This window comes from Lentzea sp. NPDC051208 (genome assembly GCF_040682435.1).
Classification (GTDB): Bacteria; Actinomycetota; Actinomycetes; order Mycobacteriales; family Pseudonocardiaceae; genus Lentzea; species Lentzea kristufekii.
This window is the reverse complement of sequence record NZ_JBFBAW010000005.1, coordinates 291,715-309,382: the sequence shown is the minus strand read 5'-3', so window position 1 is coordinate 309,382 and position 17,668 is coordinate 291,715. Positions and strand designations below refer to the sequence as shown.

Annotated in this window: 18 protein-coding genes and 1 riboswitch; of the genes, 7 read left to right on the top strand and 11 right to left on the bottom strand. The window is 69.4% G+C overall.

Translation table 11 applies throughout. The features are described 5' to 3' along the window. Nucleotides 1-790 precede the first annotated feature (790 nt). Nucleotides 791-2,686: a translational GTPase TypA gene (typA, locus tag AB0M48_RS14375; protein ID WP_363840815.1), complete on the bottom strand. Its 1,896-nt coding sequence runs from the start codon at nucleotides 2,684-2,686 to the stop codon at nucleotides 791-793. Between the two features lie 166 nt (nucleotides 2,687-2,852). On the opposite strand from typA, the gene AB0M48_RS14370 reads away from it, so the two are divergent. Next, entirely contained in the window at nucleotides 2,853-3,008 is a 156-nt protein-coding gene (locus AB0M48_RS14370) for a hypothetical protein (protein ID WP_167974072.1), read from the top strand. A 293-nt stretch (nucleotides 3,009-3,301) separates the two neighbouring features. After that, nucleotides 3,302-3,886 carry a S41 family peptidase gene (locus AB0M48_RS14365; RefSeq protein WP_363840811.1) on the top strand — a complete coding sequence of 195 codons (585 nt, stop codon included), beginning with the start codon at nucleotides 3,302-3,304 and terminating at the stop codon, nucleotides 3,884-3,886. Here AB0M48_RS14365 and AB0M48_RS14360 read toward each other — a convergent pair. Next, nucleotides 3,883-4,185, bottom strand: a complete 303-nt coding sequence (locus AB0M48_RS14360; RefSeq protein WP_030482187.1) for a YciI family protein — start codon at nucleotides 4,183-4,185, stop codon at nucleotides 3,883-3,885. The two genes, AB0M48_RS14365 and AB0M48_RS14360, sit on opposite strands and share 4 nt — an antisense overlap. Before the next feature lie 180 nt (nucleotides 4,186-4,365). On the opposite strand from AB0M48_RS14360, the gene trpS reads away from it, so the two are divergent. Next, nucleotides 4,366-5,289 (top strand): tryptophan--tRNA ligase, encoded by a 924-nt coding sequence (gene trpS, locus AB0M48_RS14355; RefSeq protein ID WP_363840807.1) that lies wholly within the window; start codon nucleotides 4,366-4,368, stop codon nucleotides 5,287-5,289. On the opposite strand, the gene AB0M48_RS14350 is transcribed toward trpS, so the two are convergent. The 3 genes from AB0M48_RS14350 to AB0M48_RS14340 are packed head-to-tail and all read right to left on the bottom strand — an operon-like array spanning nucleotide 5,282 to nucleotide 8,019. Then, complete coding sequence (locus AB0M48_RS14350) at nucleotides 5,282-6,055, bottom strand: (deoxy)nucleoside triphosphate pyrophosphohydrolase (RefSeq protein ID WP_363840804.1); 774 nt, start codon at nucleotides 6,053-6,055, stop codon at nucleotides 5,282-5,284. The genes trpS and AB0M48_RS14350 overlap by 8 nt on opposite strands. 9 nt (nucleotides 6,056-6,064) lie before the next feature. Then, nucleotides 6,065-7,321, bottom strand: a complete 1,257-nt coding sequence (locus AB0M48_RS14345; RefSeq protein ID WP_363840801.1) for an ATP-binding protein — start codon at nucleotides 7,319-7,321, stop codon at nucleotides 6,065-6,067. Continuing rightward, the gene (locus tag AB0M48_RS14340; RefSeq protein ID WP_319988365.1) at nucleotides 7,318-8,019 is read right to left on the bottom strand and encodes a response regulator transcription factor; all 702 of its coding nucleotides are present in this window, start codon (nucleotides 8,017-8,019) and stop codon (nucleotides 7,318-7,320) included. Before AB0M48_RS14340 ends, AB0M48_RS14345 begins: the two co-directional genes overlap by 4 nt. Before the next feature lie 167 nt (nucleotides 8,020-8,186). Here AB0M48_RS14340 and AB0M48_RS14335 point away from each other — a divergent pair, with 167 nt between their 5' ends. Genes AB0M48_RS14335 through AB0M48_RS14325 form a run of 3 tightly spaced genes read left to right on the top strand, consistent with a single transcriptional unit; the run spans nucleotide 8,187 to nucleotide 11,070 of the window. Further along, on the top strand, nucleotides 8,187-9,260 hold the full coding sequence (locus AB0M48_RS14335; protein WP_363840797.1) for a hypothetical protein: 1,074 nt from the start codon (nucleotides 8,187-8,189) through the stop codon (nucleotides 9,258-9,260). Next, nucleotides 9,257-10,261, top strand: coding sequence for an ABC transporter ATP-binding protein (locus tag AB0M48_RS14330; RefSeq protein ID WP_363840794.1), 1,005 nt, complete (start codon nucleotides 9,257-9,259; stop codon nucleotides 10,259-10,261). Before AB0M48_RS14335 ends, AB0M48_RS14330 begins: the two co-directional genes overlap by 4 nt. Beyond that, nucleotides 10,258-11,070, top strand: coding sequence for an ABC transporter permease subunit (locus AB0M48_RS14325; RefSeq protein WP_363840791.1), 813 nt, complete (start codon nucleotides 10,258-10,260; stop codon nucleotides 11,068-11,070). Before AB0M48_RS14330 ends, AB0M48_RS14325 begins: the two co-directional genes overlap by 4 nt. 115 nt (nucleotides 11,071-11,185) lie before the next feature. On the opposite strand, the gene AB0M48_RS14320 is transcribed toward AB0M48_RS14325, so the two are convergent. Genes AB0M48_RS14320 through AB0M48_RS14305 form a run of 4 tightly spaced genes read right to left on the bottom strand, consistent with a single transcriptional unit; the run spans nucleotide 11,186 to nucleotide 15,458 of the window. Further along, the gene (locus AB0M48_RS14320; RefSeq protein ID WP_363840788.1) at nucleotides 11,186-11,944 is read right to left on the bottom strand and encodes an SDR family oxidoreductase; all 759 of its coding nucleotides are present in this window, start codon (nucleotides 11,942-11,944) and stop codon (nucleotides 11,186-11,188) included. A gap of 12 nt (nucleotides 11,945-11,956) precedes the next feature. Further along, nucleotides 11,957-12,907, bottom strand: coding sequence for an ABC transporter ATP-binding protein (locus tag AB0M48_RS14315; RefSeq protein ID WP_363840785.1), 951 nt, complete (start codon nucleotides 12,905-12,907; stop codon nucleotides 11,957-11,959). Further along, nucleotides 12,907-14,460, bottom strand: a complete 1,554-nt coding sequence (locus tag AB0M48_RS14310) for an iron ABC transporter permease (protein ID WP_363841318.1) — start codon at nucleotides 14,458-14,460, stop codon at nucleotides 12,907-12,909. The genes AB0M48_RS14315 and AB0M48_RS14310 overlap by 1 nt, the downstream gene beginning before the upstream one ends. A gap of 29 nt (nucleotides 14,461-14,489) precedes the next feature. After that, the gene (locus AB0M48_RS14305; protein ID WP_363841315.1) at nucleotides 14,490-15,458 is read right to left on the bottom strand and encodes a thiamine ABC transporter substrate-binding protein; all 969 of its coding nucleotides are present in this window, start codon (nucleotides 15,456-15,458) and stop codon (nucleotides 14,490-14,492) included. 22 nt (nucleotides 15,459-15,480) lie between these two features. After that, nucleotides 15,481-15,593: riboswitch (TPP riboswitch) on the bottom strand. Between the two features lie 32 nt (nucleotides 15,594-15,625). Between AB0M48_RS14305 and AB0M48_RS14300 the strand changes: the two genes are divergently transcribed. Further along, entirely contained in the window at nucleotides 15,626-15,919 is a 294-nt protein-coding gene (locus AB0M48_RS14300) for a 4a-hydroxytetrahydrobiopterin dehydratase (protein WP_363840782.1), read from the top strand. A 5-nt stretch (nucleotides 15,920-15,924) separates the two neighbouring features. On the opposite strand, the gene AB0M48_RS14295 is transcribed toward AB0M48_RS14300, so the two are convergent. Beyond that, complete coding sequence (locus AB0M48_RS14295; protein WP_363840778.1) at nucleotides 15,925-17,127, bottom strand: mannosyltransferase; 1,203 nt, start codon at nucleotides 17,125-17,127, stop codon at nucleotides 15,925-15,927. A gap of 287 nt (nucleotides 17,128-17,414) precedes the next feature. Beyond that, the gene (locus AB0M48_RS14290) at nucleotides 17,415-17,570 is read right to left on the bottom strand and encodes a DUF6131 family protein (protein ID WP_090007203.1); all 156 of its coding nucleotides are present in this window, start codon (nucleotides 17,568-17,570) and stop codon (nucleotides 17,415-17,417) included. Nucleotides 17,571-17,668 lie beyond the last annotated feature (98 nt).

Here is a 17,668-nt window from a genome sequence, read left to right as displayed (position 1 = left end):
CCTCTGGCGGGATGCTTAGACGGCCGGAATAGGGCCGGGCTGAAAAGCGCCCGGCCGTGCCCGTGAGGGGAGCATCCCGCCCACTCAAGGTCAAGCCCCAATCGCAGTGCGGTGGTCGCTTCATTACCGCTTGACCAGCAGGCCTAGGTTCACACGCCTCGGCTTCGCCATTGCCGCTGGCGACAGGTGGCTCGGCTCCGCCATTGCCCTTCGCGTACGGAGGGACGCCTCGGCTTCGCCATTGCCGTGGGTGGCAGGGTGGCTCGGCTCGCCGTTGCCCTGTGCGCTGGGCGGGACGCCTCGGCTCCGCCGTTGCGTTGGGTGGCAGGGTGGCTTGCCTTCGGCGTTGCCCTTGCTGCGCGGTTTGAGTCTCGCCGCGCCACGCCTGGGCCTCGCCTTCTGGCCGCTCCTGGTTCCGCGCCATTCCAATGTGACCGACCCTGGGCTCCTGCCGCTTCCGTCATCCGTGAGGCCCCCGATCTCGGCCTCGCCCGCCAGGCGCTCGCCTCGCCCCGCGCTGCCCGGCCCCGGTCACTCCTTCAGCGCACCCTGTCCCGTGCCACCGCCCAGCTCCCTTGAGACCCACTCCTCTGGCACGCCTCGCCCGGTGCCCCGGCGAGTTCCCTGAGATCACTCCTCCGGCATGCCCCGTCCCGTGCCCCGGCGAGCTCCCCTGAGACCGCTCCTTCGGCGCGCCTGTCGCGGGCCTCGGCGCGTTCCCCGCAGACGACGAAGGGCGGCCAGCCCATCGGCCCGGCCGCCCCTGTCAGGCGTTACGTCAGCGCTGGTACTAGCCGCGCTGCTTGAGGCGCGAGCGCTCGCGGCCGCGCAGGTTCGCGTCCAGGGTCACCTTGCGGACGCGGATGACGTCCGGGGCCACCTCCACGCACTCGTCGGAGGCGCAGAACTCCAGCGCCTCCTCCAGCGAGAGCTTGCGGGGGCGGGCCAGGGTCTCCATCACGTCTGCCGTGGAGGAGCGCATGTTCGTGAGCTTCTTCTCGCGGGTGATGTTGACGTCGAGGTCCTCGGCGCGCGGGTTCTCGCCCACGACCATGCCCTCGTAGGCGTCGGCGCCCGGCTCCACGAAGAACGTGCCGCGGTCGGCCAGCTGGATCATCGCGTAGGCGGTGATGGAGCCGGTGCGGTCGGCGACCAGGGAGCCGTTGTGGCGGGTGCGGATCTCGCCCGCCCACGGGCCGTAGCCCTCGGACACGGCGTTGGCGATGCCGGTGCCGCGGGTCTCGGTGAGGAACTCCGTGCGGAAGCCGATGAGGCCTCGCGACGGGACCACGTAGTCGAGCTTGATGCGGCCGGTGCCGTGGCCCGACATGTTCTCCATGCGGCCCTTGCGGTTCGCCAGCAGCTGCGTGACGGCGCCGAGGTGCTCCTCGGGGCAGTCGACGGACAGGCGCTCGAACGGCTCGTGGACCTTGCCGTCGACGGTGTGCGTGACGACCTGGGGCTTGCCCACGGTCAGCTCGAAGCCCTCGCGGCGCATCTGCTCGACCAGGATGGCCAGCGCCAGCTCGCCGCGGCCCTGCACCTCCCAGGTGTCCGGGCGCTCGGTCGGGAGCACCTTCACGGACACGTTGCCGACGAGTTCGGCGTCGAGACGCGCCTTGAGCACGCGGGCGGTGAGCTTGGTGCCGCCGTTGCGACCCGCCAGGGGCGAGGTGTTCACACCGACGGTCATCGAGATGGCCGGCTGGTCGACCGTGATCCGGGGCAGCGCCTCGGGGTTGTCGGCGTCGGCCAGCGTGTCGCCGATGGTGATGTCGGAGATGCCGGCGATGGCGACCAGGTCACCCGCACGGGCGAACTCGGCCGGGACGCGGTCCAGCGCCTCGGCGATGAGGAGCTCGGTGATGCGAACCTTGACCGGCTCGCCGTCCTCACGGCACCAGGCGACGGTCTCGCCCTTGCGCAGCGTGCCCCGGTGGATGCGGCACAGCGCGATGCGGCCGAGGAACGTCGAGGCGTCGAGGTTCGTGACGAGCGCCTGCAGCGGGCCGTCGACGTCGACGTGAGGAGCGGGGATGTGGTCGAGCAGCACCTGGAACAGGACGTCCAGGTTCTCCTCGTCCGGCTGGCCGCCGTCCTCGGGCTGGTTCAGCGACGCGCGACCGGCGCGGGCCGAGGCGAAGACGACCGGCAGGTCCAGCACGGACTCGTCGGCGCCCACCTCGGTCGCGAGGTCGAGCAGCAGGTCGTGGGCTTCCTCGACGACCTCGGAGATCCGGGCGTCGGGGCGGTCGACCTTGTTGACCAGCAGGATCACCGGCAGGCCGGCCGCGAGCGTCTTGCGCAGGACGAAGCGCGTCTGGGGCAGCGGGCCCTCGGACGCGTCGACCAGCAGGACGACACCGTCGACCATCGACAGCGCACGCTCGACCTCGCCGCCGAAGTCGGCGTGGCCGGGGGTGTCGACCACGTTGATGATCACGTCGCCGTCCGGCGTGTGCCTGCGCACAGCCGTGTTCTTGGCGAGGATCGTGATGCCCTTCTCCCGCTCGAGCTCGCCCGAGTCCATGACCCGGTCGACGAGCTCGGCACGCGCGGAGAAGGCGCCGGACTGGCGCAACATTGCATCGACCAAGGTGGTCTTACCGTGGTCGACGTGCGCGACGATCGCGACATTTCGCAGGTCAGTTCGCGTCTGAAGGACAGACGCGGTGGCCGTGGGCACGCAGAACTCCTATGAGCTTCGAAGGCGTTGGAGGGGCTCGCGCCGGACACTTCGATGCGCAGGGCCGTTGCTGATACTACCGGCTGCGTCGCCATTACCACACAAGAGTGCCAGTGAAGTGAGCCTCACCTACTCTAGCGATACGTGTCGGAGTGGAGTTCAACCAGTGGGCAAAAAGCTCAAGAAGAAGTGTTGTCGGTCGAAGCCCCAGTGCAAGCGCTGCCCGGTCCCGTTCCTGCTCAAGGAACGTGACAAGGCCAGGAAGAAGGCCGCGAAGAAGGCCGAGAAGGCAGCCAAGAAGGCCCTGAAGAAGGCCGCTTGAGACCACCCGAGGTCCATGGGTACGTCGAGGCGGCCCTAGGCCTCCTCCAGCGTCACTCGATCGAGAGCGCGGGGGCCGACTGGCCCGCATTACGTGCCGAAGCTCACCTCGCGACTGCTGACGCGAACACCCCAGAGGACACCTACGACGCGATCCGTGACGTGATCGCCACTCTTGGCAACCCGCACACCCACCTCGTCACGGCGCAGCGAGCAGCCTCTGCGCCGCCTCCCACCGTTCCAACCGGTCGGTTGCTTCGACCAACCGGTCGGTTGCTCGAAGCAACCGGATGGTTGGTTCTGCCGGAGACCGACACGCGCAACGGCAGGGCGTACGTCACCGCCGGTCTGAAGATGCTGCGCGGGCTCATCGCGGGCCGACCGACCGGTTGGGTGGTCGATCTGCGTGGCAACCAGGGCGGTGACATGCACCCGATGCTGACGGTGGTGGCCTCGCTGCTCGGCGAGGGCGAGAAGGGCCGGTTCATCAGCCCGCACGGCGAGACGAGCTGGGGCATCAGGCGCGGCCACGTCTACAACGGCGGGACGACCGCGTTCCGGTGGCACCGGGTCCCAGGCGCGCGGAACCAGCCGGTGGCGGTGCTCGTCGACGGTGGCACGGCGAGCTCGGGAGAGGCCGTGCTGATCTCGTTCCTGGGCGCGGAGGACACCAGGACCTTCGGCGCACCGACAGCCGGCTACGCGACGGCGAACGAGGTGTTCAGGCTGCCCGACGGCGCGCGGCTCGCCATCACGACCGCGCTCATGGCGGACCGCACCGGAAGGACGTACGGCAACGCCCCGATCGCCCCGCACACGCTCGTCGACACAGAGGACGCGCTGAGCGCGGCGATCGAGTGGCTGGCCGGACGAGCCTAGCTCTGCAGCACGGCCTCGTTCAGCTTCAGGAGCTCGGGCGCCGTTCGCGTCGCCTCGAACTCGCAGATCTCGTACTTCACCAGTTTCTGCTCGGCCCACGGGTCCGTGGCGAGCAGCGCTTCGAGCTTGCCCCGGGGCATGGGCCGCGTGATGATCACGCCGCCCGTCCTCGGCACCTGACGCCCCGAGGCGAGGAAGAGACCTCGCTCGTACTGCTTCTCGACCCAGGCTCGATGGTCGGGGAGGGCGTAGTCGATCTGTTCCAGTGGCGCGGCGTACTTCAGCAGCACGATGAACATGCGTTGACGGTAGACCTATACTCACCATCGTGCGCACGATGAACGCCTTCTGGCGGGCCGCTTTCAGGCGGCCGGAGTAGCTGTGCGCAGAGTTCACCACTGACGCCACACGAGCCGCCCGCGACGGGCGGCTTTTTCGTGCGTGTCGTCCGGGCGGTCCTTCACGAGAGGACCAACATCATGATCCGGCTTTCGGCCATCACGCCCTCCGGCCAGGTGCACCTGGGCAACTACCTCGGCGCGCTGCGCACGTGGGCCCGGGAGGGCACCGACGAGGACGTCTACTTCATCAGCGACCTGCACGCGATGACGTCGTCGCACAACCCGCAACGGCTGCGATCCATGACGCGGGAGCAGCTCGCGGTGCTCATCGCGTCCGGCATCGCCCCGGCGAGCGTGTGCGTCCAGAGCGATCTGATCCGCGAGCTGGGGGCGTTGAACTGGGTGCTGGAGTGCACCTGCACGTACGGCGAGGCCGCGCGGATGATCCAGTTCAAGGAGAAGTCGCTCGGCCGCGAGTCGGTGCGGCTGAGCCTGCTCACCTATCCGGTGCTGATGGCCGCGGACATCCTGCTGCAGGGCACCGCGGAGGTGCCGGTCGGCGAGGACCAGCTCCAGCACGTCGAACTGGCACGGGCACTCGCCCGGCGGTTCAACCACGCCTACGGCGACGCGTTCATCGTGCCGACGGCGGTGGTGCCGAAGGTGGGGGCGCGCATCAAGGACCTCGCGGACCCGGCCCGCAAGATGGACAAGTCGGCGCAGAACTCGGCGGGGGTCGTCTTCGTGCTCGACGACCCGGACCTCGTGCGGCGCAAGGTGCGCAGGGCCGTCTCGTCCACCGAGGGCATCGCGAACCTGACCGAGATCCTCGCCTCCTGCACCGGCAAGGAGCCCGAGGACTACACGAGCAGGTTCTCCGACCTCAAGAACGTCGTGGCCGAAGCGGTGATCGAGGAACTCCGTCCCGTGCGCGACCGCACGCTGGAGCTCCTCGCCGACCCCGCCGAGCTGGACCGGATCAGGGCAGCCGGCGCGGAGCGGTCCCGTGAGCGCGCCCAGCACCGGCTGAACGCGGCCCTGCGCCTGTCCGGGCTCAGTTGAGGAGCTGCTGAAGGGCGGGCACCAGCACGCGATCGGCGGGCAGCCAGTCCAGGCCGGGCAGCTCGCCGGCGGTGAGCCACCGGACGGCGTTGTGCTCCAACGCTTCCGGTTCACCGCCGGCGAGCTCCGCGGCGAAGATCCGCAGCACCAGGTCCTTCTTCAACGGCACGTCCGGACCGACCTGCTCGCCGACGACAACGGGAACACCCAGCTCTTCCACGCACTCGCGCACCAGCGCGTCCGCGGGCTTCTCGCCGGGCTCGACCCGTCCGCCGGGCAGTTCCCACTGCCCCGCATGGCTTTCCGGGTAGGAACGCTGCTGCGCCAGCAACCGTCCATCCCGGACGATCGCCGCGCCCACCACGACCCTGGCCGCCCGCAGCTCCTCGCACCGCCGGGCGAGCAACGCCGAGCGCTTCTCCAGCACCCGCAACGCCATCCCGCGCCCGACCGCCACGTCCGCGAACCGCCCGACGACGCCGCGCACCGAGGTCCACGCGACCCGGTCGACCACCATCGTCCCGGCGCCGGTCGCCACGAGGTCCGTGTGCAGCTCCAGGAAGCCGCCGGCCGCGGACACGCCGGACAGGTCAGCCCGCGTGACCGTCAACCGCACGCCGAACGGCCCGGTGAGCACGTCTCCCAGGCACAGCAACGGCCCTGGGGCCCGCACTCCGAACCCCGTGATCAGCGAGGTGTCCAGCAGGGCACCGGCGGCAACGGGAACAGGCGCGTCGACCAGCGCCGACGCTCGCAACTCTGGCACCAGAGCTTGCTACCAGGACGGCCAGCGGATCTCCAAACGCGCACCACCGGCAGGTGACTCCGCGGCACGGACCGTTCCACCCCGCCGTTGCACGAGGTGCGACACCAGGGCCAGCCCGAGACCGAACCCGCCCGACCGGCGACCGCGGTCCTCCTCCACCCGGTAGAACCGGTCGAACACCTTTGCCCGGTGCTCGGCGGGGATGCCGTGCCCGTCGTCGTCCACGAGCAACCGCACGTCCCGGCCGACCGGCACCAGCGTGAGCGTGATCGTCGAGTACGCGTACCGGGCGGCGTTGCGCAGCAGGTTGTCCAGCACCAGCTCGACCTCGGAACGCGTGGCCGACACCAGGCACGCCGACGGCGGCGCGGTCAGCCGCACCAGCAGCTCCGTGTCCAGCCGGGAGATCGCCGCCTCGGCCTCCAGCACCAGGTCCACGGCCTCGGCACGCGGCGGCGCCGCCGTGTCCGCGCGGGCCAGGATCAGCAACGACTCCACCAGCGCGCTGAGCCGGATCGACTCCTCGACCACCGACTCCAGCACCTCGATGGAGAAGTCGGGATCCGGGTGCGCCACCGCGACCTCGGCCTGCGCCCGCACGGACGCGACCGGTGACCTCAGCTCGTGCGCCGCGTCCCCGGTGAACCGCCGCAACCGGTCCGAGGCCTCGTCGCGCCGGGCCAGCAACGCGTTCAGCGCCTCGGCCAGCGCCTGCAGTTCGTCGCGCGACGGCGGCACCGGCAGCCGTTCGCCGTGCGGCAGCTCCCCCGCCGCGACCCGCATCCGTTCGACCGGCCGCAACGACGAGCGCACCGACAGCCAGGTCGCGATCCCCACCAGCCCGGCCACCAGCACCGCCGCGACGGCCAGCCAGCGCGAGCCGAGCGTGTTGGCCTTGCCGTACCCGAGCAACGTGCTCGCGTAGACCTCCAGCCGGGGTGTCCCGTCCCCGGAGAACACCACCTGCCCCCGGAACCGGAGCGCGGACTCCCCCTCCAGCCGCAGCACGGGTTCCCCGGACCGCAGGGCCCGGATGTCCTGCGTGGTCAACGGGAGCGGCGGCTTGCCGTCCACCGGCACGCCGGCCACGTCGAGCACTCGAGGCGGCGACTTCTCCAGCGCCTGGTCGACCGCCGTGATCTGGATCAGTCCGATCAACGCGGGCGCCAGACCCGTGAACGCGAGCAGGCACAGCAACGCGACCCCGGTGGCCACGACGGTGATGCGGAAGCGCAGCGTGCGCCGCAACCACCAGCCAGGACTCACTTGTTCCCCAGCGCGTTGTCCAGGTCAGGAGTGGACGCGATGTACCCGTGCCCGCGAATGGTCCGCACGACCTCACCGGCTCCCACGGCTTCCAGCTTGCGCCGGAGATAACCGACGTAGACCTCGACGGCGTTCCTGGTCGCGGCCTGCTCGTCTCCCCAGACGGTCCGCAGCAGTTCGTCCTTGGTGACCACGGACCCCGCCCGCGACGCCAGCACGTCGAGCACCGCGTACTCGCGCGGCGACAGCGACACGTCCTGCCCGCCCCAGCTGACCTCCCGCAGTCCGCGGTCGATCACCAGGTGCCCCAGCGTCAGCCTCCGGCGCGCCCCGCCACCCCGCCGCAGCAACGCCCTGACCTGGGCCACCAGCACGACGAAGCTGAACGGCTTGACGAGGTACCCGTCGGCGCCGAGGTCCAGCCCGTCCGCCTGGTCGACCTCCCCGTCCTTGGCGGACACCATCAGCACCGGCGTGCGCACGCCGTCGGCGCGCATCCGTTGCAGCACGCGGTAGCCCGACAACCCGGGCAGCATGATGTCGAGCAGCACCACGTCGAAGGCCCCGGTCAACGCGACCCGCAACGCCGTGGGCCCGTCGGAGGCCGTGACGACCTCCATGCCCTCGGCCGAAAGGCCACGCTCCAACGCCCGGCGCACGCCGACTTCGTCGTCCACGACCAGCACTCGAGGCTTCACGGGTCACAGCATGCCGCGCGCGGCTCTCAGCTGCCCGCAAGATCTCAGCCGACTCTCAGAAAGCACCTCGACACAAGCACAAAACCGCAGGTGGGAGTAGTCTCAGCACCATCTCAGCAACCCACCACCAAGCTATGGGTACAAGCCCTTGGAGGAGGGGACCACTGATGAACAAGCGAAAGGTGACCCTGGCCGCTGCGGCGGCCGGTGTGATCACCGGTGTGGCAGGGCTCAGCCTTGCCGCCATGCCAGCGGGTGCGGGCCAGCCACCGTCACTCCCGGACGTGTCCGCGGAGTCACTCGTCGAACAGGTGCTGACGAGCAAGCCGGGTGCGTTCGGCGGAACGGTGGAGGTCGACAACAAGCTCGGCCTGCCGTCGCTCGCCGAGATCCCGCAGCTCGCCGACGGCAAGCACAGCGCGCGGATCTGGACGGACGGCAACGGCAAGTTCCGCGCCGCCCTGCCGAACGGCCAGTCCGAGCAGACCATCGTGAACGACGGCAAGACCACGTGGTCTTGGAACTCCGCCGACAACGAGGTCACCAAGGCCGAGCACAAGGCGGACCAGCCGAAGCCGGACGAGGACAAGTCCAAGGCGATCGACCCGGCCACCGCGGCCAAGGAGGTCGTCGGACTGACCAAGGAGTTCAGCGACATCACCGTCGACGGCACCGCGCGAGTCGCGAACCGTGCCGCCTACGAGCTCGTGCTGACCCCCAAGGCCAGCGAGAAGACCCTGATCCGCGAGGTGCGGATCGCGGTCGACGCCGAGCTGAAGATGCCGTTGCGCGTCGCCGTTCTGACCAACGGCGCGAGCGAGCCCGCGGGCACGGTCGGCTTCCGCGAGATCAACGTCGGCGCGCAGGACCCGAAGCTCTTCGAGTTCACGCCGCCGGCCCAGGCCAAGGTCACCACGCCGGAGGCCAAGGAGCAGAAGGGCCGCGACCGCGACCACGAGCTCGGCCTGGAGCAGGCGTTGCAGGGCAAGGACCCGCAGATCTTCGGCACGGGCTGGGACACGGTCGTCGGCGCACGCATTCCGGCCGAGGCCATGACCCAGGTTCCCGCCGAGGCTCAGGGCCTGGTCGACAAGTTCACCAAGAAGGTCAGCGGTGCCTGGGGTAGCGGTCAGGTCTTCACCACGAAGGTCGCCACGATCCTGATCACCGACGACGGCCGTGTGGCCGCGGGTGCCGTGCCCGAGCAGGTCCTGTTCGACACGATCGGACAGCTGAAGTGACCACCTCGACCAGCGCGCCGGTGACAGCGCCCAGCAAGACCGCTGTCGCCGCGCGGACCAAGGGGCTGCGCAAGGAGTACGGGAGCACGGTCGCCGTGGACCGCGTCGACCTCGAGCTGCCGGAAGGTGCCGTGCTCGGCATGCTCGGGCCCAACGGGTCCGGCAAGACGACCACGATCCGGATGCTGCTCGGGTTGGTCCGCCCCACGCAGGGGGAGATCGAACTGCTCGGAAGGCCGCTGCCAGAGGGAGCCGAGCAGGCGCTGCCGCACGTGGGCGCGCTGGTCGAGGGTCCGGGGTTCCACCCGTTCCTCAGTGGACGGGAGAACCTCGTCAGGTGTGCCGCGTTCGAGCCTCTGCTGCCTCGCAAGGAGATCAAGCAGGCCGTTGAGGACGCCATCGAACGCGTCGGGCTCGCCCAGGCGGCCCACCGCAGGTACCGGGGGTACTCGCTCGGCATGAAGCAACGTCTCGGCCTGGCCGCGGCGTTGCTCGTGCCGCGCAAGCTCGTCGTCCTCGACGAGCCGACCAACGGCCTCGACCCGGCCGGCACGCGGGAGATCCGCAAGATCATCGCGGATCTGCACGAGGCCGGCAGCACCGTCCTCGTCTCCAGCCACCTGCTGAGCGAGGTCGAGGCCACCTGCACGCACGTCGCGGTGCTGCACCGCGGCACCGTGGTGGCGCAGGGAGAGCTGACCGAACTGCTGCAGGCGGGCGGCTCGGCGCTCCAGGTGATCACCCCGGACGTCGAGAAGGCGCTGAGCGCCCTGCGGCAGGCCAAGATCTCCGCGCGTCCGCTGGGTGAGGGCCTCCGGGTCGAGCTCGCCGGGACGAGCGCGCCGCAGGTCATCGAGACGCTCGTCCAGGGCGGCGCCCGCGTCTTCGAGGCGACGCGCTGGAAGACCGGTCTGGAGGAGCTGTTCGCACGGCTCACCGAGGCCGAGGAGGCCGAGCGCGGAATGTCCGCTGTGGACACTCTGGACGGGGGACGCCGATGATCACGCGCCAGTTCGGCTCCGAGGTGCGCTGGATGCTGCGCAGGCCGCGGACCCTCATCGGGTTGTTCGGCCTGGTCCTCGTCCCGATCCTCATCAGCTTCGGCATCTGGACCGCGAGCGACGAGGGTGAGGGTGGCGGCGGGCCTCCGGGCCTCGGCGCGATCCTGCAGGGCAACGGCATGGTCGTGCCGATCTTCACGTTGTTCCTGTCGCTCAACCTGTTGCTGCCGCTGGTCGCGTCCATCTGGGCGGCGGACGGGCTCGCGGGCGAGGCCCAGCACGGCACGTTGCGCGGCCTGCTGGTCGCACCGGTGTCACGCGTGCGGCTGCTGTTCGTGAAGCTCTTCGGCCTCACCGCGATGTCGCTGTTCGCCGTCACGCTGATGGCCGTTGTCGGCATCATCGCGGGCACGGCGTTCCTCGGCACCGACGGCATGATGACGCTGTCCGGCACCACGCTCTCGACCGCCGAGGGCATGCTGCGCATCGGTTTGTTCATCCTGCTGGTGACGTTCCAGATGGTGGCGATCGGCGCGGTCGCCCTCGCCGTCTCGTCCACCACCGAGCACCCGCTCGTGGTGCAGGCGGCGACGATGACGACGATCATCGTGTTCCAGGTGCTGGGGCAGTTCTCGTCGCTGGACTGGCTGCACCCGTTCCTGATCACGACGGGCTTCCCCGGGCTGATCGACGTGATGCGCGATCCGATCCCGCTCGGGCAGATCGGCGACAGCACGCTGCTCGCCGGCTGCTACCTGCTGATCGGCACGGGCCTCGCGGCCATCCGCCTGGTCACGAAGGACAGCTAATTAGTGGTGTGGCTCGGAAGGTTGCCGGGGAATTCGCGGTCAGACGGGTGCATCGTGGTGCCGCGAGGCGCCCTGCTGAGCGTGGATCACCTCGCCAACGTTCCGAGTCGCACCACTAGCGAAACCCGCCCTCGCTGTTGATCACCTGACCGGTGATCCACTCGGCGTCGTCGGTGCAGAGCCAGGAGATCAGCCGGGCGGCGTCGTCCGGCTGACCCCAGCGGCCGAGTGGCATGCGTTCGCGCACCCACTCCTTCGTCTCCTCGCCGGCGTAGCCGGTGTCGGTCGGGCCGGGGTTCACCGCGTTGACGGTGATCCCCTGCCTGATCAGCTGGTGCGACAGCGTCGACATGACTCCCACCAGCGCGCCCTTCGAGGCCGCGTAGGCGATCTCACCCGGCATCGGCCCGAGGTTCTGCCCGGACGTCATGAACACGACACGTCCGCCCGGTGCCCCGTCGTGCTGCCGGGCAAACGCTTGCGCCAACAGGATCGACGACCGCGTGTTCACCGCGTAGTGCGCGTCGATCTTCTCCGCGTCCAGTTCGCCCAGCGCACCGTCGGGCCCGCTGCTCGCGTGGTTGCACACCAGCACGTCGACGCGCCCGTAAGCCTCGACCGCGGCCGCCATCAGCTGGTCGGGCGCATCGGGCAGAGCGAGATCGGCACCGAGGTGCTCGACGCGACCGCCGATGCCCGCGATCACGTCCTCGATCGAGTCCGCGCCCCACGGTTGCTCGGCGTCATGTGCGACGTGGTGCTGCACGAACAGATCCGCGCCCAGCCCGGCCAGCCGCTGCGCGATCGCGTAACCGATTCCCTGCCGCCTGCTCACACCGGTGACCAGTGCGACGCGCCCCTCGAGAAGTCCCATAGGACTCAATGACTACCCGACGCGGGCGACGCCGTCCAAGTCAATTGCGAGCCGCACGCGGTCTCCCACGGACACCGGCCCCACGGCCTCGTACTCCTCGCCACCGATCTCCACGAGCAGCCGCACGTGATCGCGCCGATGGACCCGCTCCACCACGGTGCCCTCGATCAGCCCGTCGGAGTCGACCCGCAGCGCCGTGGCCCGCAACCCGACCCGCTCGACGTCCAGCCCCACGAACGAGCCGGGCACGAACTTGTTGCAGCCCAGGAACTTCGCGGTCTCCACGTCGACCGGCGAGGACCACACCTCGGCCGGCGGACCGACCTGCACGATCCGGCCGCGCGACATGATCGCCACCCGGTCGGCCAGCGTGAAGGCCTCGTCGTGGTCGTGCGTCACGACGAGAGCCGTCGTCGCGGCCTCCCGCAGCAGCCGCGCCAGGTCGACCGCGAGCTGTTCGCGCAACGCCCTGTCCAGCGCCGACAACGGCTCGTCCAGCAGCAACAACCGCGGTGACGGCGCCAACGCCCGCGCGAGCGCCACCCGTTGCTGCTCGCCGCCGGACAGCTGCGTCACCCGGCGATCGGCATAGCCCTCGAGCCCGACCAGTTCCAGCAGCGACAGCACGCGCTTGTTTCGCGCCTCGCGCTCGACCTTCTTCATCCGCAGGCCGAACGCCACGTTCCCGGCGACCGTCCGGTGCGGGAACAGCTGCCCGTCCTGGAAGACCAGCCCGAACTCGCGCCGGTGCACCGGGACGCCGGCCAGATCGGTCGTGTCCCAGCGGACAGACCCCGACGTGGGCTTCTCCAGCCCGGCCACCGTGCGCAGCAACGTCGACTTGCCGCACCCCGACGGTCCGAGCAGCGCCACGACCTCGCCGTCCGCCACCGAAAGCGACACGTCCGACACCGCGGCCGTCCGTCCATACCGGACGGTGATCGAGTCCAGTTCCAGCGCCATCAGAACTCCCCGCTGCTCGGCACGCGCAACCGCTCGATCAGCAGCACGCACCCGACCGTCACGACCATCAGCAGCGCGCAAGCCGCGTAGGCCATCTGGCTGTTCAACTCTCCCGGCCGCGACATCAGCCGCGCGATCACCACCGGCAACGTCGGCGAGTCCGGCCGGGCCAGGAAGCTCGTGGCCCCGAACTCCCCCAGCGCGACGACGAACCCGAACCCGGCCGCCGCCACCAGGGACCGCCCGACCAGCGGCAGGTCCACCTCGCGCCACACCCGGACCGGCGAGGCGCCCAGCGTCGCCGCCGCCTGCCGCAGCCGTTCGTCGACGGCCCTCAGCACCGGCAGCACCATCCGCACGATCAACGGCGTCACCACCAGCGCCTGCGCCAGCGGCACCAGCAGCGGCGAGGTCCGGAAGTCACCCGGCAGGGCGTCCATCGTGATCAGGTACCCGAAGCCGACCGTCACCGCGGACACGCCGAGCGGCAGCATCAGCGCGGTGTCCAGCACCTCGGCGAAGCGGGCCCCCGACCGCCGCAACCCGACCAGCACGACGGCCGAGAACACCCCGACCACCAGCGCCACCAGGGTCGCGTCGAAGGCCGTGCGCAGCGAGTTCACCGCGGCGTCGATGCCGGTGACCGCCAACGTGCCGCGGTCTCCGCGCGTGTTCAGCGCCACGTACCCGGCGAAGCTCCAGCCGTCCCTTGTGGACAGTGAGCGCGTCACCAGCCCGACGACCGGTGTCAGCAACGCCACCACGACGGCGAACGCGGCGAGCACCACGTACCACTCTCCGCCGGACGGCCGTCGGGCCAGCTCTTCCCTGTCCCGCAACGCCAGCGCGGTCTCCCGCCGGCGCCGGGCCAGCGCGCCCAGCACCAGCACCGCCAGCACGGCGGCGAACTGCAGCAACGACAACGCCGCCGCCCCGGACAGGTCGAACAGCTCGACCGTGCGCAGGTAGATCTCGGTCTCGAGCGTCCGGTACCGCGACCCGCCCAGCACCAGCACGACACCGAAACTGGTGGCGCAGAACAGGAACACGACCGCCGCGGCCGACCCGATCGCCGGCGCCAGCGCGGGCAGCACCACCGACAGGAACGCCCGCGGCCGCGAAGCACCCAGAGCCCGGGCCGCGTCCTCGGCACGTCGATCCGTGTGCGCCCACAGCCCGCCGACGGTCCGCGCGACCACGGCGACGTTGAAGAACGCGTTCGCCAGCACGATCGGCAGCACCCCGCCGTCGGGCCAGAACGTCCGGAAGGCCAGGCCCACCACGACGGTCGGCAGCACGAACGGCACCATCACGGCGGCCCTGATCAGCCCGAGGCCGCGAATCCGGCACCGCGCCAGCACGAACGCCAGCGGCATCCCGGCGAGGACCGCCACGACCGTCGACGCCAGCGCCTGCCCCAGCGTGAAGCCGACCAGTTCCCAGGTGTCGCTGTCGGCGAGCGCCGGCAGCACACCACCTTCGCGCAGCCCGAGCGAGACGATCGCCAGCACGGGCCAGGCGAAGAAGAGGGCGAGGAAGGCGAGCGGCAGCAGTGCCGCCGCCGACCAGCCCGTGCGGGAACTCAGCCCTGCACGAGCTTGCGCCACTGCTCGACCCACGCTTCGCGGTTGTCCTTCACCTTGTCCGCGGGCAGGGCCTGCGGGTTCGGCGGCAACGGCGCGTCCTTGGCCCACGACTCGGGCAGCGCGACACCCTCACGCGACGGGTAGACGTACATCTGCTCGGCCACCTGGGCCTGGAACTTCTCGCCCAGCAGGAAGTCGAGGACCTTCTTCGCGTCCTCGGGGTTCTTGGCACCGGACAGCACGCCCGCGTACTCGACCTGGCGGTAGCAGGTGTCCAGCACCGCCTTGGTCTTGCCGCCCTCGGCCGACGGCGACGACGCGTAGGACACGACGATCGGCCGGTCGCCCTTGGTGGCGGAGAACTCCTGGTTGTAGGCCTCTTCCCAGCCGCTCACGACCTTGACGCCGTTGGCCCTGAGCTTGGTCCAGTACTCCTGCCAGCCGTTCTCGCCGTACTCGGCGATCGTGCCGAGCAGGAACGCGAGACCGGGCGAGGACGTGGCCGGGTTCTCGACGACCAGCTTGTCCTTGAACTTCGGGTCGATCAGGTCGTCGTACGACTTGGGCTCGACGCCGCCGAGCTTGGCCGGGTCGATGTTCAGGCACACGTCACCGACGTCGACGGCCTGCAGGCGGTTCGAGTCGTCGGCCTTGTAGCGCTGGGCACCCTTCGAGGCCTCCGGCGAGGCGTACTCGGCGAACACGCCTTCCGAGAGCGCCCGCGAGGCGAACGTCGAGTCGACGCCGAAGGCGACGTCGCCGATCGGGTTGGCCTTGGTGAGCACCAGCTTGTTCGTCAGTTCGCCCGCGTCACCGCTCGCGACCTGCTTCACGGTGATGCCCGAGGACTTCTGGAACTCCTCCAGCACCTCCGGCTTCACCGCGAACGAGTCGTGGGTCACCAGCGTGACCTCGTGCGACTGCGGCACGGTCGACGTGCCGGCCGAACAACCGGTCAGCGCCAGAGCAGCGAAAACAGCACAAATCCTTCTCACAGCGATCTCTCCCTACGCCGGTATGACCCGGATCAGGTGGACGGTCGAGGGCTTGCGAGCCCTCCTCTCAGCCCGGCGCTTCACCGGACTCCCGTGGTAAACGCGCAGCCTACGTGACGTGGTGGGACGATCAGGACATGGCCGAGCTGTTGAGCGACGATCAGTTGGACCACATCCTGCCCAAGCTGCCCGCCTGGTGCCCCCAGGACGCGGCGCTGGTCCGGACCGTGGAGCTGCCGAGCTTCTCCCACGCGATCATGGTCGTGAACCGGATCGCGGAGATCGCGGAGAACGACAACCACCACCCGGACATCGACATCCGGTACAAGACACTGACATTTCGCCTGAGCACGCACTACAAGGGAGGAATCACCGCGCTCGACGTGTCCCTCGCCGAGGAGATCGACGGGGTCCTGGACGCGATGAGCTGATTCGGTCAAGACATGCGCTGCTCACGGACCTGCTGGACCGCCGGGCGCGGCTCGTTGCCCTGACGCCTGGCTTCCAGCCCGATCGCGACCAGCGTGAGCATGCCCGCGGCCGGATAGCCCCAGCCGAGCAGCACGAAGTACCAGGGCCGCGGGAAGTCCCAGATGTTCGGCTGGGCGAGCAGCAGGAAAGAGATCAGGTAGCCGCCGGTCAGCAGGACCCACAGGCCGGCGGTGATCTTGCAGAGCAGGTGACCGCCCTCGTAGATCAACCACAGGAGGGCGGGCACCATCCACACCCAGTGGTGGCTCCACGAGATCGGCGAGACCAGCAGGCCGAGCATCTGGACGCTGACGATCAACGCCAGCGCGTCCTTGGTCCTGCTGACCGCGAACCACGTGAGCGCGGCCACGACGAGCACGGCGACGATGTAGATCGGCCCCGTCTTGACGTCGTAACCGACCGTGCGGCTCAGCGCACCGCGCAGTGACTGGTTGATCGCGCTGCCCACGGGCCCGACGCGACTCGCGTCACCGAGCAGCTGGAACCAGAACTTGTCCGACTGGGACGGTGAGATGGCCCAGCCGATGCCGTACACCGCGACAAAAGCGACGAACGACCACACAGCGGCCATCCACCGCCGCTGGATCAGGAAGTACAGCCCCGAAATCGCGGGCGTGAGCTTGATGCCGGCGGCGAAACCCACACCGGCACCTCCGACCCAGTTGCGCGCGCTGGCAAGCGTGCCGATCAGGATCGCGACCAGCACCAGGTTGATCTGGCCGTAGTTGAGCGTGGTGCGGACCGGCTCGATCCACAGCGTCAGCGCGGTCCACATCATGGCGCGGCGCGGGTCCTGCAGCTTCAGCAGTTTCAGGCTGGTGCGCACGATGAAGTACAGGCAGCCCAGGCAGATCAGCTGCCAGATCCAGCGTGACGCCTCCCACGGCACCCAGCTCATCGGCGTGAAGATCGCGGCCGCGAACGGCGGGTAGGTGAACGGGAGCGGGAACACGTCCGCGTACTGGTCGAGCCGCCACTCGTAGAGGTCGCCGGAGAACAGGTGCGGCGATCCGTTGCGGTACACCAGCAGGTCGATCATGGTCATCTTCGCCTGGAAGGCGACCATGAACATGTGCCCGGCGACCGACAACGCGAGCAGCCACGGTGCTACGGAGAGCACACGCGCTTCCACAGCACGGAGTTTCACCCCGAAAACGTTACCCGAGGCAACGAAACGGGGTACCCCGGCGTCATTAGGACGGGAGAGATCGCAAGAGGGAGTTTTTCTGATCATGTCTGTTGATCTTGTAGTTGCCGCTGTCGCCGCTCTGGCCATGCTGGGGGTCGCGTTCGGAGTGTTCGCCGCTGCCGCACGCGCCAAGAACAACGTGTAAAGCCGTTGTGAGACATGAAGAAGGGGCAACCTCCCATGTGGAGGTTGCCCCTTCTTCGTTACCGTCTCCGAGGGGGAGGAACGGTGTCTTGGTACGGCGATTAGAAGTAGTGCGCCCGGCCACCGATCGGCTTGCCGACCGCGCCCAACACGGCGAGAATCGCGCCGATCACCAGCAACACCACGCCAAGCGTCGTCAGGATGCTGATGCCAGCAAGCCAGCCGACGACGAGCAGGATCAGTCCGAGGACGATCATGACACCTCCAGGTGGGGAATCCTGTTCTAGGGCTACCCCACCGAGGTCGGTACAAACCTCGCTTCATACATTCGTCACCGATGCAACCAGCTCGCTCA